At 57.5% G+C, this 15,090-nt stretch carries 13 protein-coding genes and 2 pseudogenes; 1 reads left to right on the top strand and 14 read right to left on the bottom strand.

The window, feature by feature from the left end; all coding sequences use genetic code 11:
• Nucleotides 1–127: 127 nt before the first annotated feature.
• The 14 genes and pseudogenes from ASB65_RS15390 to ASB65_RS15330 form a co-directional block, all read right to left on the bottom strand.
• Nucleotides 128–466 (bottom strand): annotated as a pseudogene (locus ASB65_RS15390) (helix-turn-helix domain-containing protein); the annotation flags it as partial.
• Nucleotides 467–499: 33 nt separating this feature from the next.
• The gene (locus ASB65_RS29115) at nucleotides 500–628 is read right to left on the bottom strand and encodes a hypothetical protein (protein ID WP_262567170.1); all 129 of its coding nucleotides are present in this window, start codon (nucleotides 626–628) and stop codon (nucleotides 500–502) included.
• A 130-nt stretch (nucleotides 629–758) separates the two neighbouring features.
• Nucleotides 759–1,152, bottom strand: a pseudogene (locus ASB65_RS15385) (IS110 family transposase); the annotation flags it as partial.
• A 189-nt stretch (nucleotides 1,153–1,341) separates the two neighbouring features.
• Nucleotides 1,342–2,589 carry a glucarate dehydratase family protein gene (locus ASB65_RS15380; RefSeq protein ID WP_060724530.1) on the bottom strand — a complete coding sequence of 416 codons (1,248 nt, stop codon included), beginning with the start codon at nucleotides 2,587–2,589 and terminating at the stop codon, nucleotides 1,342–1,344.
• Entirely contained in the window at nucleotides 2,589–3,386 is a 798-nt protein-coding gene (locus ASB65_RS15375) for a sugar phosphate isomerase/epimerase family protein (RefSeq protein ID WP_060724529.1), read from the bottom strand. Before ASB65_RS15375 ends, ASB65_RS15380 begins: the two co-directional genes overlap by 1 nt.
• Nucleotides 3,383–4,417, bottom strand: coding sequence for a hydroxyacid dehydrogenase (locus ASB65_RS15370; protein ID WP_060724528.1), 1,035 nt, complete (start codon nucleotides 4,415–4,417; stop codon nucleotides 3,383–3,385). The genes ASB65_RS15375 and ASB65_RS15370 overlap by 4 nt, the downstream gene beginning before the upstream one ends.
• Nucleotides 4,414–5,583, bottom strand: coding sequence for an SGNH/GDSL hydrolase family protein (locus ASB65_RS15365; protein ID WP_060724536.1), 1,170 nt, complete (start codon nucleotides 5,581–5,583; stop codon nucleotides 4,414–4,416). Before ASB65_RS15365 ends, ASB65_RS15370 begins: the two co-directional genes overlap by 4 nt.
• A gap of 16 nt (nucleotides 5,584–5,599) precedes the next feature.
• Entirely contained in the window at nucleotides 5,600–6,349 is a 750-nt protein-coding gene (locus ASB65_RS15360; RefSeq protein WP_060724527.1) for an SDR family NAD(P)-dependent oxidoreductase, read from the bottom strand.
• 16 nt (nucleotides 6,350–6,365) lie between these two features.
• Nucleotides 6,366–8,696, bottom strand: coding sequence for an alginate lyase (locus ASB65_RS15355; protein ID WP_060724526.1), 2,331 nt, complete (start codon nucleotides 8,694–8,696; stop codon nucleotides 6,366–6,368).
• A 71-nt stretch (nucleotides 8,697–8,767) separates the two neighbouring features.
• Nucleotides 8,768–10,297, bottom strand: a complete 1,530-nt coding sequence (locus tag ASB65_RS15350; RefSeq protein WP_060724525.1) for an extracellular solute-binding protein — start codon at nucleotides 10,295–10,297, stop codon at nucleotides 8,768–8,770.
• Between the two features lie 60 nt (nucleotides 10,298–10,357).
• Nucleotides 10,358–11,239: a carbohydrate ABC transporter permease gene (locus ASB65_RS15345; RefSeq protein WP_060724524.1), complete on the bottom strand. Its 882-nt coding sequence runs from the start codon at nucleotides 11,237–11,239 to the stop codon at nucleotides 10,358–10,360.
• A gap of 11 nt (nucleotides 11,240–11,250) precedes the next feature.
• Nucleotides 11,251–12,180, bottom strand: a complete 930-nt coding sequence (locus ASB65_RS15340) for an ABC transporter permease (RefSeq protein ID WP_060724523.1) — start codon at nucleotides 12,178–12,180, stop codon at nucleotides 11,251–11,253.
• Nucleotides 12,177–13,292 carry an ABC transporter ATP-binding protein gene (locus tag ASB65_RS15335; protein ID WP_060724522.1) on the bottom strand — a complete coding sequence of 372 codons (1,116 nt, stop codon included), beginning with the start codon at nucleotides 13,290–13,292 and terminating at the stop codon, nucleotides 12,177–12,179. The genes ASB65_RS15340 and ASB65_RS15335 overlap by 4 nt, the downstream gene beginning before the upstream one ends.
• A 30-nt stretch (nucleotides 13,293–13,322) precedes the next feature.
• Nucleotides 13,323–14,111 (bottom strand): GntR family transcriptional regulator, encoded by a 789-nt coding sequence (locus ASB65_RS15330; protein WP_236734557.1) that lies wholly within the window; start codon nucleotides 14,109–14,111, stop codon nucleotides 13,323–13,325.
• 294 nt (nucleotides 14,112–14,405) lie between these two features.
• Between ASB65_RS15330 and ASB65_RS15325 the strand changes: the two genes are divergently transcribed.
• On the top strand, nucleotides 14,406–14,711 hold the full coding sequence (locus ASB65_RS15325) for an NIPSNAP family protein (RefSeq protein ID WP_060724520.1): 306 nt from the start codon (nucleotides 14,406–14,408) through the stop codon (nucleotides 14,709–14,711).
• The last annotated feature ends 379 nt before the right edge of the window (nucleotides 14,712–15,090 follow it).

The raw sequence follows: 15,090 nt of genomic DNA, 5'->3' as shown, positions 1-15,090 counted from the left end.
TATGGGGCTCTGAACGTGCGGATGTCCATCTTGGCCATGGGAGTTACCCATGAGACCGTATACGTTGACGCAGACTGATCAGAACACCGTATAATCCTCTTGCAGACGGGCGGGCCATACGTTTTTTAAACGTCCAGCCGCGGCCCCGCAGCCAGGCGCCGAGCGCGCTTCGGCTGATACCTACTTGCCGCTCAACAGACAGACGCTCGACCATTTCATCGAGCGTCACGTCCTTCCGGTCGTCGATCATGGCCACGACAAACGTTTCATGTGCATCAAGGACCGATGGCCGTCGCCAGCCTTGCGGCCGGGACGTAGGTTCACCGTCACTCGCTCGTGCGATCCACCGGATCGCCGTCGAAATCCCAACCCCGAACCGGGCGGCGGCCTGCCGTGCAGGCATACCCGCCGCAGACGCTTTCAATACCCGTAATCGAAGATCGTCGCTCAGTGCTCGTGCGGTAATCCCCCCGTTTTCAACGGGGCTCCGCGGTAGAATTCACGCGGCCATTTTCAGTTTCTGTGCGGGCGTGATGCCGCCGATGCCCATATTGGGACGTTCGTTGTTGTAGGTCGATAGCCACTGCGTGGCAAACTCCTGCGCCTCCTTGGAGGCCTTCGCCGTCAAGGGCCGTTTCGGCGCTTGACCTTCAACAGAGCTTTAATGTTAGCATTCCGTCTGGCCGAGCCAAAGGATTATCGAGGAATCGTCGTTCATGTCTGAGGAATACACGGAAGTCGATTTTGGCGGCCACCAAGGTGCGGGCCGCGACAAGCGTGCGCGCTAACATGCTGTCGAACCCCTTCACACGGACTTCGCGAAAGAATCCCACTTCCGCCAGACGGGCCAGCCCATCGGCGTCGTTCGCGTCCGTTTTGTTCGTCGCCATGTCGAGAGCCGCTTTAGCGTGTCGCGCATCAATGCAGATGACACGCAGGCCCTCGGCTCGAAGCGCATGCATGATAGAACAACACCGAGAGCGGCCCTGTTTCAAACACCACGCGGTTCACTATCGGTGCCCGTTTACGGACCAGTTCGGCAATGGCGTGAGGATCTGATGCGTATTTCCCGTGCCAGACACGCACACCATCCCGGCGGATCGCGACTGCAGTCTCTTTCATAGATACATTGAGGCCGATATACTCTTCCATGGCCGTTCTCCTTTGATGCTGGGCCCGGCGTCCAGTCGAGAGCCCGTACCTCATCTTATCGGGGAACAGCCACCTTCCAAATCATGTCCGAATCCGAAGGGGTATGGCTTACCCCATGTGGATGCAACGGAAAGCGTCTTGGACGCCAGAATGGCCGGAGTGCGGTGACTTCGGGAGACTTACACAACCTCACCAACGCGGCACGAGTCTTGTGTAATCGGGATCAAAAAGCTTCATGTAAGCCGTGTCGTCGCGTTCCTTCAGACTGCATTCGTCATAAAGTGCCGCAAGACACGCGAGTTTGTTCCGGTCCAGTGATACGCCAAGTCCTGGTTTTGTTGGCAAACCGAGCTTCCCGTCGCGGAACGTGAAGGGCGTCCCCTCGATTATGTCTGTAGCCGTCCAAGGGTAGTGGGTGTCGCAGTCGAAGGTGAGATTTGGTGTCGCAGCTGCGGCGTGGACCATCGCCGCGAGTGTGATGCCAAGATGTGAGTTGGAATGCATCGAAAGACCCAGGTCCAGCACCTCGCAGATTTTTGCAAGATGGGATGCGGCGCGAAGGCCGCCCCAGTAGTGATGATCGGAAAGCACTATCTTTACCGCCCTTTTTTTAAAGGCCGCGGCAATGTGATCGAATTCCAGCACGATCATGTTTGTCGCGAGAGGAATTGAGGTTGCGGCGGCCACTTGCGCCATGTGGTCCATGCCCAGGACCGGGTCTTCCAGATACTCCAGAACGTGCTCAAGCTTGCGCGCGACATGGATCGCAGTCTCGACCGTCCAGCCTCCATTCGGGTCAATGCGCAAAGGATGACGCGGAAAGGCTTCCCGAAGCTTCAGCATAGTTTCGATTTCAAGGTCGGGATGGAGTACGCCGCCCTTGAGCTTCAGCGATTGGAAGCCGTGGCTCTCGACCATTCTGCGCGCTTCCCCAACCATCTGGTCAGGTGTCAGGACCTCTCCCCATTCGTCCGGCGCCTCTCCGATATGCCCCGCAAACTTGAAAAACAGATAGGCGCTGAATGGTACATTGGTCCGAACAGCACCGCCGAGGAGGTCGCATACCGGGCGACCGAGGAGCTTGCCCTGAATGTCAAGACAGGGAACTTCAAAGGCAGATGCAACCACATCTGTCAGCTTGTGATCGGCAACGGCTGATTTGGCATTGATACCGCCACCGCCCGGCAAGGCGGCTATGATTCGGGACTTCAGTTCGTGCAGATGAAATGGATCCAGTCCGATGAGTGCCGGAGCAACGCGTCGCAGCCCTTCCAGCGCTTTGATACTGCCGTAACTTTCCCCGAGACCAACCGTACCATCATCGCATATGACCTCAATGACCGTGCGCAGTGCATAGGGCTGATGGACACCTTTGCAATTCAAAAGTGGCCTATCGGGGATGGCGACCGGTGTGAGGTGAATTTCGGCTATGCGCATCAGGTGACTCCTTGTCGCCACCAACTGTGCGCAGCCTTGAGCGCATCTTCGAGCGGTGGCAGTTGGGGATGCCAGTGGCGTTCCCATTCCAGACTGAGAGGGATTTGCCGTTCATCCGGCTGAAGAAGTGAAAGCAACTCTGCGATGGGAAAATCGCCTTGCCCTGGCATCAGATAGCGCCGTTCTCCGTCGCTATCCATCCTGCTGTCCTTGACGTGCAGATGCACGACGTTTCTTTCGATCTCACGCCAAACCATTTTGAGATCGGAGCCTTTTGCCCAGGTGTGGTGGGTATCCCACAATATCCGGGCGGCCGGCACCTGCTTGACGAAGGTGAGAAGCTGTCCGAATTCCGAAAGCGCATCATGGGTTTCGATCATCAGGTCGACGTTCAGTCCACCTGTCTGTCTAACAGCGTGCCAATCGTCCAGCAGTGCCGCTGAACGGTCCAAATCTTCTGCCCCAATTTTCTTGCCGCCGTCGAATATCCGCAGATTGGCGACGTTGGCAGCCTCTGCCCAGTCGATGAAGGGCTCAATCTCGGAGAGACTATCGCTCCCGAATAACCGTAAGGATGTATTAAGAGCGGCAACCCTGAGGTTACGTTCGCTCAGGAAGACGGCAAATCGGGCAGGTGTGCCAAATTCGGCAGTGAGTGCGGCTATGAGGTCGATGGTGCCTGATAATGCGCGTAATTCGATGCTTGTTATGCCATGGCGCTCTGCCAGATCGGCCGTCTCATGCAGGTTAAGTTCGGAGCAGCCGAGGGTCGAAAAGCAATAATCGGAACCACTCATGCCATACGCTCCATATCCTGCTTATGGACGGGGTGGAGCGGCGGAAGTCCCGTGACGAAGCGTTCAATCTCGGTAATGGTCAGATTGGAAAGTGCGCGCAATTCATTGCCCAGTGCGCCAGCTATATGGGGGGTGAGCACGACATTGGGCAAATCGTAAAACGGGCTGTCTGTTGGCAGGGGCTCGGGTTCCGGCGTGTCAATAAGGATGCGCAACCGCCCGGAAAACGCCTCGGCCAGCAATGCATCGTGGTCGACTAGCCAGCCCCTTGCCGTATTGATGAAGACGGCATGGTCGGTCATCAGCGCCAGTTCGCGGGCGCCTATCATATGGTGCGTTTCCGGCAGGATCGGCGCGTGCAGCGAGACCACATCGGACCATGCCAGAAGTTCGTCCAACTCCGTTTTCCTCGCGCCGAGGGAGGCTGCTTCTTCTGCTGAGAGAAAGGGATCGTAGACGACAATCTCGAATTTCCCGCGCGCCAGCATCTCCATCACCAGTCGCCCGATGCGCGAAGCGCCGACAATGCCGACCTTGCGGGCATGATTGCCGAGATAGGGGAGGCTTCTGCCGCGCCTGCTGCCAAAAACGCCGGTGCCGCGCTCTGCCCTGTGTTCATCCCGCAGCCGAAATACATCCTTGTTGCACATGATGATTGCCGCATAGGTGAATTCGGCAACCGGCACAGCCATGGCGGAAGCCGCTGTCGTGACAAGGACATCCGACGTCTCCCAGAATTCTGCGGGCGCCACCCTACGCACCGATGATGCCGCATAGGCCAACATTTTCAGCCGTGGCGCGCGCGCAAGGCGTTCGCGTGTGAGGGATGGCGTACCCCAGGCAGCGAGCAGAATGTCAGCTTCGGCGAGAGCTTCGGTACCATCAGCCGTGTCGAAATCCGTATAGGGAAAACCCGGAATGATGTGTGTTACGGCATTCAGCCTTGCCCATTCTCGCGGACCGAAGAACCCTTCTGGAAGCTCGCTGCGCATGGCGATCAGCAGGCGTGGTTTGTCCTGAGAATGTGTCATGCGCGCACCGGATTTGAAATGGGGTGGATATCGATGCCGGAAACATCGATCTCGATCGGTTGAGAACCGGGTTGCAGGATCACATCGAGAAAAAGTTCTGGCGGTGTTTTGCCCGGCCGTAGTTTCAGGGGAGGGGTCCTCAACGCGCCATTCCACTGTCTGGATGGAAATGAAAAGAGCCTACCGTCATCGGCACGGAACGGCGCCAGCGCTGTCATCGCCTGTCCTTCGGCTGCGACATCTCTCAGTCGCAGCGATATTCCAAGGACACCATCATGCGCCGGTACCTCCACATCGCAGATTGCTTCCACCCAAACGCCCGCGCCGGGGTGGACAAGCTGCCCGCCGAGACGATGGTTCTGCTCACCCGTTTCGGTGACGGTTCGGGCCAAGAGATCCGATGCAAGATTGCCGGCTGGATTGTTTACCGGATCAAAGCGATCGTCCTTTGACAGGAGCCGGGCCGGCGCATGTGGCACGATCGTTTCGAGATAGTTCGCCAGCACTTGCCCGACTGCAAAGGCGCCGGGCACGGAAAAATGGGTTCCGTCATCGGAATAGCCAGGATATGGCTCGCCGAATTCGCTGTCAGGATCGATCCACGCCGCGTTCCAGTCGAAGACATGACAATTGGCGTTGTTAGCTGCAAATTCGATGCTCTGCCGGTTGATCCAGTGCGCCTTTGCCCGTTCTGGGCCGCCCGCCGGCCATTTTCCAGTGCTTCGCGCCAGAATGGGAAGCAAAATGACGGTCTTTCCGGCGGCGAGCAGGACTGAGGCGATCCTTGCCCGCGTGTCGGCAATCGTCTGGCGCGTTTCCACCATCATGTCGTTGGTGCCGGCGTCGAGGATGATCAGATCGAAATCCGATTGCAGCAACCGCGGCAGCCGGCGTTCGATCTCGACCGCCTTTTGGCCGGAAACTCCGAAATTGAGACCGGAAAAGAAGCGGCTGATGCCCGGCCGGTTGCTCGGCTCCCAGCCGGGCGATGCGGAAGGATCGTGATGGACTGGGCAGCAAAGCCTGCCGTGCGACAGAACCTCGGCCCAGCTCATCCAGCCGCGTGCCGATGTGGCAAGCGAGCTGGCGTCACCAATATGGTTCTGCTGGACGAGCGAGGTGCCGAGAATGGCAATCCGGCCAGCCCGGGGGAGCGTTACCGACATGAGGCGATCCAGATCATCAGGAGAATAGGACGCCGCCATTGATGTCGTAGCAGGCGCCGGTGACATAGGCGGCATCGTCAGATGCAAGGAAGGCTACCAGACCGGCAACGTCTTCGCTCGACCCTTCGCGCTTGAGCGACGTCGCGCCGGCCACCCGTTCGCGCACCTCCGGCTTGGTGAAGGTGTCGTGGAAGGTGGTGGAGATCATGCCTGGGCAAACGGCATTGACGCGGATATCAGGGCCGACTTCCTTGGCAAGTCCGCGGGTGAAGGTCATCACGGCGCCCTTGGAGGTGGCGTAGGCAAGAGCGCCCGGGCCACCGCCATCACGGCCAGCCTGCGACGAGAAAGTGACGATCGCACCGCCTTTGGCCATTTTCGGCAATGCGGCCTTGGCCGTCAGGAACAGCGATGTCAGATTGACGTCGAGAACCTGATGCCAGAATGCCTCGTCCATATCTGCAATTGCCTTGCGGGCAATTAAGCCGCCGGCAACATGGACGAGGCCGTGGATCTCTCCAAACTTGTCGGCAGCCGCAGAAATCGCAGCCTCGACTTCGGCGGCGTTTGTGAGATCTGCCTTGATCGCCAGAGCAGAGCGGCCAAGTTTTTTGATTTCGGAAACAGCTGTGGCCGCACCCTCTGCCGCGCCGTTATAGGTAAGAACGACATTGGCGCCCTCCTGTGCGAAACGGATGGCGCATGCCCGGCCGATATCCCGACCGGCTCCGGCGACAACAACGGTCCTGTTGGTAAAACGCTGCATTGGAAAACCTCGTATGTTAGAACTGCTTGGGAAGGGAGAGCTTGAAACGCTCGTCATCGACATCGCTGAAGTAGATGTCAGTGGAAAAACCCTGATCATCGATGAAGCTGAAAATTCGCTTGGGTTCCTTCAGGCTGTAAGGCACCAGAAGCGTGACAAGGCGATGTCGGCTGGCGGCCGGAACCGTGGCGCAGACATGGTGGTGAATATCGAGCCCTTCGAATTCTTTGGGGTCGATATCGGGAAAACCTTCCACGGCGGCAATTTGCGGCGTGCCGCCCGAAGAGTAAACGAACTGTCCGTAGAAGCCCGCTTTTTGGCCATTGTAGCGGAAGCTTGACTTGCCGGTCTGCGGCGCTCCAAGTGTATGGCAAAGCCATTGCAGTTCCTGGGGTTCAGAACATTCGACTTCGTCGACAATCACGAAATAGCTGTCATTGACGAAGTGGGTCTCGCGCAGCACCTTTTGAACCAGCGGGTTTGCAACCTCATAGGCGGCGGTCGCATCGCCCACGATACGAACATGTCCGGGTTTTTCCTCGACCGTGACGATGCGGCCTGCGGCGCGGCGGGCAAGGGCCTTGTCCTTTTCCGCATATTGGCCTTTTCCGCCGATCAGAACGGCGTTTTTCGACCGTGTCTGACGCCGCCAGTTCAAATGCATCTGCGAATTGAACGCCACGTAGTATCCGGACTGAATCACCAGATCCTCGCCATGGGCATAAAGCACAAAGGCGTTCTGGTCGCCGTGGCTATGGCTGAGCGAGCCATAGGGGCTGGATTTGAAGACGAACTGCAGATGCCGTTCCGGGTCTTCCATATGTTTCTGGATGGTGGCCCAGCCGATGTCATCGAAAACGGCGAGTGCCGGCAGGTTGGCAGGTGACACGGCGTCCACCTGCGGGTAATCGTGACGATAGACGAGATCGTCGAACTTCAGATCCCACCAGCCGTAATTGTAAAAGGCCATTTCTGTGCCCGTCGCATCAGTCTTGATGTGATCGAAATACCATTGGTAATGGCCATTGCCGGTGACGCCGGCGAACTGCCGGACGTTGTAGCCGAGTTTTAGGCCGGGAAGATCGCCGAGCGTGGAGTCGTCGCCGAAGTTGGCACGACGGGTTCCGGGCGCTTTGGTGTAAAGCGGGAAGCGGCCGGTATTCCGGAAAAACGGCCGTTGATAAAGGTCGTAACCGATATAGGAACGGATCAGGTTGGCCGCCTCGATGAGATAGGCCATGCCTGTCATCCAGTAATGCGGACCTTCCGCCCAGCCGCCGTCGGTTCCGGCCCATGGAGAATAGAGAGTAGCAAGGAATTCGACGGTATAGTCGAGCCATTCTCCGGCTTCATCGCTGTCGCCCTGAAGCGCGATGCAGGCCGGTGTCAGTACGGCCGAAAGCGAGCGCACCGCATGGCTGTCATAGGGAAAGACGTGAATGCGGGCGTGCGCGATGACATGGTCGGCAATTTCCCGCGTCCGTTCGAGAAGAACAGACCGCACGGTCTTGCGCTCGTCTTCGTTCAGATGATCGTAAAGCCAGTCATACCCCCAGGCGAGTGCGACGACGACGCGGAACGCTGCCTCGTCATTATAGGCGCGGGAGGTGGCACCCTTCGCGTCCCAGGCGGCAACCGCCAGCAGCCATTTGCGAGACGCATCGAGAAGATCGTCGCGTCCAAGCACGCGCCCGGCAATGGCCAGATGCCGGATCGCGTAGATCACTTCCTGGCAATCTATATACATTTGCCGCCAGAGCGTAGCGACACGCATATTGTTGGGATAAGGCTGTGGTTCCGGCATGACCGGCCGGTCGACCCACGGTTCGACCGATTTTTCGTAAAATTCTGCCCAGCCGCAATGGTTTGTGTCATTTGCTACGGCGTCGGTGAAGGCACTCAACTGCTCGGAGTTTAGCCACAGCCGAGGGTGGTTGGTTTGCGCGGCGGCGTGGCGGGCAGACCTGCCGGGCAGCGGTGTTTTCGGCAGTGCGGCACGGATCTCGAAACTGCGCACGATGCTCCAGTTGGAATGCGCGGTTGCGGATTTCTGATCCCAAAGTGCATAACACCAGTGATAGTGGCCCTCCGGTAGCGCTTCATCCGGTGTGAAGAAATTCCAGGCGAGATCTTCGAAGACGAGCGTTTTTTTGTCCGCAAAGCCGGGATCGGTCGAAATGCGCAGCACGTAACGCGCGCCGTCATCGATATCGGGCAGCCATGAAAAACGCGGAGGGTTCTCCGTCGGTTGGGCATCTTCGCTCGGCTCGTAGCCAATGGTCAATGAGCCCGGGCGGGGTTCATCGAGAAGTGTCTGTCTGGAAATAGCCGGGGCAGAGGGACGCATTGCGCTCTAACTCCTATGAAAACAGATGGGAAAGGATGGCGGCGATAAAGCCGCCATCATGGTCGAAGGGTTTATTGCGCCGCCTTGTACTGGCGGTCATAGGCCGATTGCATCATCTTGATCACCTCGTCGTAACCAAGGGCGGTAAGGCGCTTTTTGTAGGCCTCCCAGCCGGTATCGACGTCCTGCGCGCCGAGAATCCACGTCTGCTGCATCTCGGTCATGTAGGTGAGGATGCTCGGCCAGTAGCGGTCGAAAGTCGCCTTTTCCTCGGCGTTCAGGGAAACGCCCATGAACTCGTCCTTGAGGCAGTTGCACTTCTCGTACAGGTCGATGCCTTCAAGCGCGATCTCGTTCGTCCACTGGCGCTCATATTCGTAATCCATCCAGTATCCGCGCGGGATTGCCGCACCGACTGCCCATAGCTGGGCATTGACCGGATCCTTGTTGTCGAGAATTTCCTTCTTGAACTGCGGTTTGCCGTCGACCATTTCGTAGGTGAGGCCCTCGACACCGAAATTCGACAGGATGCGGCCCTGTTGCGAGAACCAGAAGTCGAAATATTTGATGGTTTCGAGCGGGTGTTCATTGGTCGCCGAAATCGCCCAGCCGACGGGCTGGACACGCAGGCGACGCGAATCCTCGAAGCGTTGGCCCGAGACGGTCTTGGGTGGAAGCATGGGCTTCAGCGCAAAGCCCTTGATCTTCGGCGACAGGGCGTCATTGTAGGTCGAGGTGCTGGCGAACCAGTCATGTGTCATGCCGCCGAGATTGTTGCCCAGCAGATATTCGCGCGAGCGGGCGCCGCGGGTGAATATCTCCTTGTCGATCAGGCCTTCCTTGTACCACTTGGCGACATTGGAAATGCCGGTCTTGTAGTTTTGTTCCGCCCAGGGGTGACGCAGTTTTCCGTCATAGACGGCAAAGTCGCCATAACGCTCCGATCCCGAAACGCGTGCGTTCCACAGATTGATGAGGCGGACGGCATCGATTTCCTCGCGGGCAAAATAAGGCACCTCATCCTTGAGGCCGTTGCCGTTCGGGTCTTTGTCGCGAAAGGCTTTCAGAACCTCGTAGACCTCTTCCGGTGTTTCCGGCTGCTTCAGGCCAAGCTTGTCGAGCCAGTCCTGGCGGATGAACCAGCCGCGCGAGAACTTACCATCAGGCACATAAGGAATGAAATAAAGCTTGCCGTCCGGTCCGGAGATGGCGTTGCGGATTTCCTTGTGGCTGTCGAAAAACGCCTTGAGATTGGGGGCGTTGTCCTCGATCAGCTCATCGAGCGGAATGAACGCGCCCTCCAGCCCGTAACGGATGAAGTCTTCCTTCAAACCGCCGGTGGCGTCGCCGCCAACGATATCGGGAAGATTGCCGGAGGCGATCAGAAGATTGAAGGCGTCGCGACTGCTGGTGGTTGCCAGCGACGCCACGTTGCGGACGTGAATATTGGTGATTTCCGCGGCCTTTTGCTCCACTGGCCATTTTTCCGAATAAACGTATTTGTCGCGGAAGTGGAAATGGATGGTCAGTTCCAGTGGGTCTTCGGTGATCTTACCTGAATCCTGCGCCGATACCGGCAAGGCCAGGGATACGGCTGTCATCAACGCCAGTAGGGGCGCGCCTTTTCGTAGTGCTCTCACAGGTTGTCCTCCCTTGTGCTGCTACTCTTTGACTCCGCCCAGCAGAATTCCTTTGGTGAAATACTTCTGCGCGTAGGGGTAAATGATGAGGACGGGAATGATGGACGCGATCATGATCGCTGATGTCACCGTCTCGAACGAATAATGGGCGGTGAGCAGGCTCGAGGCGAATTCGTCGTTGGAGTTGAGATCAACGATGATGCGCTTCAGATAGACCTGAAGCGGAATCTTCTCCTCGCCGCGCAGCAGCACCATGGCCCAGAAATAACCGTTCCAGCGCGACACGATGCAGAACAGCGCGACCGTGACGATTGCGGGCTTCGACAGCGGAATGAACACCTTCCACAGCAGTTGCAATTCGCTGGCGCCATCCATCTTGGCGGCTTCTTCGAAGGATTTCGGTACGGCTTCGAAAAAATTGCGCAGCAGGATGACGTTAAAGGCATTGGCCGCGAAACCGAGGATGATGCCGAAACGGCTGTCGAGAAGCCCGAGATCGCGCATATTCAGGAAGAACGGGATCATACCGGCGTTGAACCAGAGCGTAAACGCGATGGCGACGTTGAAGAAGGTGCGGCCACGCAGGCGTTTGCGCGAAAGGGCATAAGCCCCGGGGATCATGATGAGCAGGCTCATGAGCGTGCCGCCGAACGTGTAGATGAAGGTGTTGCCATAGGCGACCCAGAACATCCTGTCGGACAAGACACGGTCATAGGCGGCAAGCGTAACGTCGACCGGCCAGAGCGTGACGCGGCCAGCCGTGACCGCAGCCCCCGAGGAGAGCGAGACCGACAACACATAGAGAAAGGGATAGAGCGTCGACAGGACGAACAGGCCAAGAAGAATGGCGTTTACCCGGCCGAAAATCCTGTCGCCACGGGAATAAAGATTGAAGTTTGCCATGTTTCAGCTCCTCACCACAGCGATGTCGACGAGACTTTTCGGCTGATGCGATTTGCCGAATAAACGAGGACGAAGGCGATGACCGCGTTGAACAGGCCGGCGGCAGTCGCCAGATCGTATTGGGTGCCCTGGAGGCCGGTGCGGTAGATGAAGGTGGAAACGACGTCCGCCGTCTCGTAGGTGGATGGGCGATAGAGCAGGATGATATATTCGAACCCGACTTCGACGAGATTGCCGATCCGGATGATCAGCATGATCACGATCGTCGGCAGGATGCAGGGCAGGGTGATACGCCACATCATCTGCCAGCGCGACGCGCCATCCACCCGGGCGGACTCGTAAAGCGTCGGGCTCACGCCGGCGATGGCGGCGAGATAGACGATGGATTCGAAGCCTGCCTCCTTCCAGACCGATGAGCCGATATAGACGGGACGGAACCATTCCGGCTGGGTCAGGAAATAGATCGGCTCAAACCCCAAGCCTTTCAGCATGAGATTGACGATGCCGATCGAGGGCGAGAGGAAATTGATGACGATGCCGGCGACGATCACCACAGAAATGAAGTGCGGTAGGTAAACGACAGTCTGAGCCCAGCTACGGGCAATGCCGCTCTGAACCTCGTTGAACATCAGGGCCAGAATGATTGGCACCGGGAAGGCGAAGATCAGGCCGAAGCTGCTGATGGTGATGGTGTTCCAGAAGGAGCGCACGAACATGTCGTTGTGGAAGAGTTCCGCGAAATTCGCAAAACCGACCCAGGGGCTTTTTTCGATGCCGCGGAAGATCGAGAAATCCTGGAATGCGATGACCAGCCCGTACATGGGTTTGTAGAGGAAAACCGCAAACCAGATGAGCATTGGCGCCAGCAGGAGGTAGAGCTGCCAGTCGCGGCGCATGTCTTCCTGAAGGTCGTGAAGGCGCCCTTGAAAATCCCGTTTCATGGCTGCGCTCCACCCCGGACTTTGAGCGATCTTCCAGTCGCCGCATCAAAGACGTGGACTCGTGCGGTATCGATGGAAAGCCGGCTGACGCCATTGAGGGCATGGTCGCCATAGAGCGTTTCGGCTTTGGCGATAAATGGCTGGCCATCGGCCGTTCCATGCAACAGCGCTTCAGCGCCCAAAGGCTCCACAAGGTCGATGCTGCAATTGAGAACCTCGCGGCCATCGCCATCTTCCACCGACATGATTTCCGGCCGCAGGCCGAGCTTGACGGCCTGTCCTTCGGTTGCGTACTTCGCGAAGGCATCGGGAATGCTGAATCGCTGCCCGGAGCTGCCCGTGAGCTTGACCTTCATCGTCCCATCCTGCTTTTCGATGGTTCCATCGAGAAGGTTCATCGGTGGCGAGCCAATGAAGCTCGCGACGAAGATGTTTGCCGGCTCGAGAAACACCTCCATCGGCGCGCCGACCTGTTCGATATGGCCGCCATTCATGATGACGATGCGGTCAGCGAGCGTCATGGCCTCCACCTGGTCGTGGGTGACATAGATGCTGGTGGCATGCATTCGCTTGTGCAGCAGCTTGATCTCGGCGCGCATGTGGGTGCGCAACTTGGCGTCGAGGTTCGAGAGCGGCTCGTCGAACAGGAAGATTTTTGGTCGGCGCACGATGGCGCGGCCCATGGCGACGCGCTGGCGTTGGCCGCCGGAAAGATCGGCCGGCTTGCGGGCCAGATATTCGGTAAGTCCCAATATCTGTGCGGCTTCCGCAACGGCTTTGTCAACAGCGGAGCGCTTCTCGCCCCTGACGCGCAGGCCGAAGGCGATGTTCTCAGCCACGCTCAGATGGGGGTAGAGCGCGTAGTTCTGGAACACCATGGCGACATCGCGGTCTTTGGGGGCGACCTTGTTGACCACCCGGCCGTCCATTGAAACCGTGCCGTCTGAAATGTCTTCCAGCCCCGCGAGCATCCGCAACGTGGTGGATTTCCCGCATCCCGAGGGACCAACGAGTACAACGAATTCCTGCGGCTGTATGGAAAGATTGATACTGTGAACGACTTCGAGGGCGCCATAGCGCTTGACGACATCGTTGATTTGAACTGCAGACATGAAAGGCCCCTCCTCAAAAGCCTTGAATGTTCAGTCAGGCGTCTTCGACCCCCGTGAAATGCGCTTCCTCGTAACGCGCGTGTTGACCTGCTCGATGAAAGTCCAGATCTTCGGGTTTTTGGACAGTTCTGCTATCTTGGTTTCGAGAGATCCGAGATGGCGCTGGACGGCTTCGCGTGCCGCCTCGACATCGCCCGACTCGATCGCGCTAACGATCGCTTCGTGCTCCTCGATCACCTTTTCGGTGCGGCGGACCGCAAAAACGCGCTTTAGGTGGCGCATCCGGTCCATTTCACCTTTGGCCTGATTGACGACGCTCCACGCGCCCGGAAGGCGAGCGGCTGCAAAGATCGTGCGGTGGAACTCTTCATCCAGCAGGAAAAAGTCGGTGAACTGCTCGTCTTCCGCCGCAGTGCGTTGCCGAGATATGCAGGTTTTCAGGCGTGCGATATCTTCAATGGAATGACGCTTCGTCGCCTCGATGACAGCGCCTTCCTCTAGCTTGAAGCGAATGAAGCAGGCTTCCATGTAGCGCTGCACGTCAATCGGCGAAATATAGGTGCCGCCTTGTGGTACGACCGTAACAAATCCTTCTTCCGCAAGCCTGATGATAGCCTCGCGGACGGGCGTCTTGCTGACCTGTAGTAACGTTGCAATTTCTTTTTCCGAGAGCGCGCGTCCTGGAAGCAACTTCACCTCAACGATCAGTTTTCGAAGCAGTGCATGAATTCGATTGGTCATTGTTCCATCGGCCGGCAGCTCCCGTGGTGTAACGAGTTCGGAGAGGGGGAGAGAAGGGAATTCCATGAATTCAGACATATAAGTTACCAAACTGAGATATTAGATTCGTATTTGATATATTTTATGCCCTGACGCGTGTCAACCGCGAAGCTTTAAAAACTGTCCTGGAGCGCCGGGACACAAACTTCTGCGACGGTTCGGATCTCAGCCCACAGCGCCGCAATCTTGCGCAAGGCCCTCCGCATGTCTTGTCAAGACGGTGCTGGAGCGACAATCGGCAACTCGATTTCGAACTTGCTCTTCGCAGACGACGGGCCCAAAAGCAGGGAGGCGCATGCCTAACGCGAATACATTGTCGAAGGAGTTTCTTGATTGATTACCTGTTACCTCAGATACATCATTGACCCGCACAAGCTTTCCGCGTTCGAGGAGTATGCACGGCTCTGGATCCCGATCGTCAATCGCATGGGCGGGATGCATCATGGATATTTTCTGCCGAGCGAGGGTGCCAACAATATTGCGCTGGCTCTGTTCAGCTTCCCAAGTCTTGCTGCCTACGAGGACTATCGGATCAGGATGGCGTCTGACCCCGAGTGCATCGCAGCTTATGAATTGGACAAGCGCAATCGTAGCATCGTCAGCTACGAGAGGTCCTTTATGCGTCCGGTATGGGGTTAAAGGGTTTCGCAGGGACTCGGGATCAGCCGGCATTTGTTCTATGAATGGAAGACGAGTGAGACAGCGTCAGTAGTTTTTACGCCTTCCTCGGCATTCTCGTTGCTTTTTTGATTGCCTACATCGTCTACTTGCTCGTGCTCGGAATCATCTTCCCGAGTACCAGATTTGCCCAAAACTCGATCCTTCCTCCGGTTGGAGCGACAGGAGACTAAAAGCGAGGGAGAGGTACATGCCTGTCCCTTCGTCATTTAAAGTTCTGAAATCCGCCCCGCCGCATGCAACAGGTGCCGCCGAGGGGAAAGCGTTCAAACGTCATGCGCCCTCTATGTAGACCCGTATATGAGCCGCCGGGAGACTCTACCCTGACTAATGAGAGAAA

It is taken from the genome of Agrobacterium tumefaciens str. B6 (assembly GCF_001541315.1).
GTDB classification, from domain to species: Bacteria; Pseudomonadota; Alphaproteobacteria; order Rhizobiales; family Rhizobiaceae; genus Agrobacterium; species Agrobacterium radiobacter.
The sequence above is the reverse complement of the archived record's forward strand: the minus strand, read 5'-3'. Positions and strand labels throughout refer to the sequence as shown.

Excerpts from the sequence above, each read along its gene's own strand:
- ASB65_RS15380 (WP_060724530.1), bottom strand. The coding sequence starts at position 2,589 with ATGCGCATAGCCGAAATTCACCTCACACCGGTCGCCATCCCCGATAGG.
- ASB65_RS15375 (WP_060724529.1), bottom strand. The coding sequence starts at position 3,386 with ATGAGTGGTTCCGATTATTGCTTTTCGACCCTCGGCTGCTCCGAACTT.
- ASB65_RS15370 (WP_060724528.1), bottom strand. The coding sequence starts at position 4,417 with ATGACACATTCTCAGGACAAACCACGCCTGCTGATCGCCATGCGCAGC.
- ASB65_RS15365 (WP_060724536.1), bottom strand. The coding sequence starts at position 5,583 with ATGTCGGTAACGCTCCCCCGGGCTGGCCGGATTGCCATTCTCGGCACC.
- ASB65_RS15360 (WP_060724527.1), bottom strand. The coding sequence starts at position 6,349 with ATGCAGCGTTTTACCAACAGGACCGTTGTTGTCGCCGGAGCCGGTCGG.
- ASB65_RS15355 (WP_060724526.1), bottom strand. The coding sequence starts at position 8,696 with ATGCGTCCCTCTGCCCCGGCTATTTCCAGACAGACACTTCTCGATGAA.
- ASB65_RS15350 (WP_060724525.1), bottom strand. The coding sequence starts at position 10,297 with ATGACAGCCGTATCCCTGGCCTTGCCGGTATCGGCGCAGGATTCAGGT.
- ASB65_RS15345 (WP_060724524.1), bottom strand. The coding sequence starts at position 11,239 with ATGGCAAACTTCAATCTTTATTCCCGTGGCGACAGGATTTTCGGCCGG.
- ASB65_RS15340 (WP_060724523.1), bottom strand. The coding sequence starts at position 12,180 with ATGAAACGGGATTTTCAAGGGCGCCTTCACGACCTTCAGGAAGACATG.
- ASB65_RS15335 (WP_060724522.1), bottom strand. The coding sequence starts at position 13,292 with ATGTCTGCAGTTCAAATCAACGATGTCGTCAAGCGCTATGGCGCCCTC.
- ASB65_RS15330 (WP_236734557.1), bottom strand. The coding sequence starts at position 14,111 with ATGTCTGAATTCATGGAATTCCCTTCTCTCCCCCTCTCCGAACTCGTT.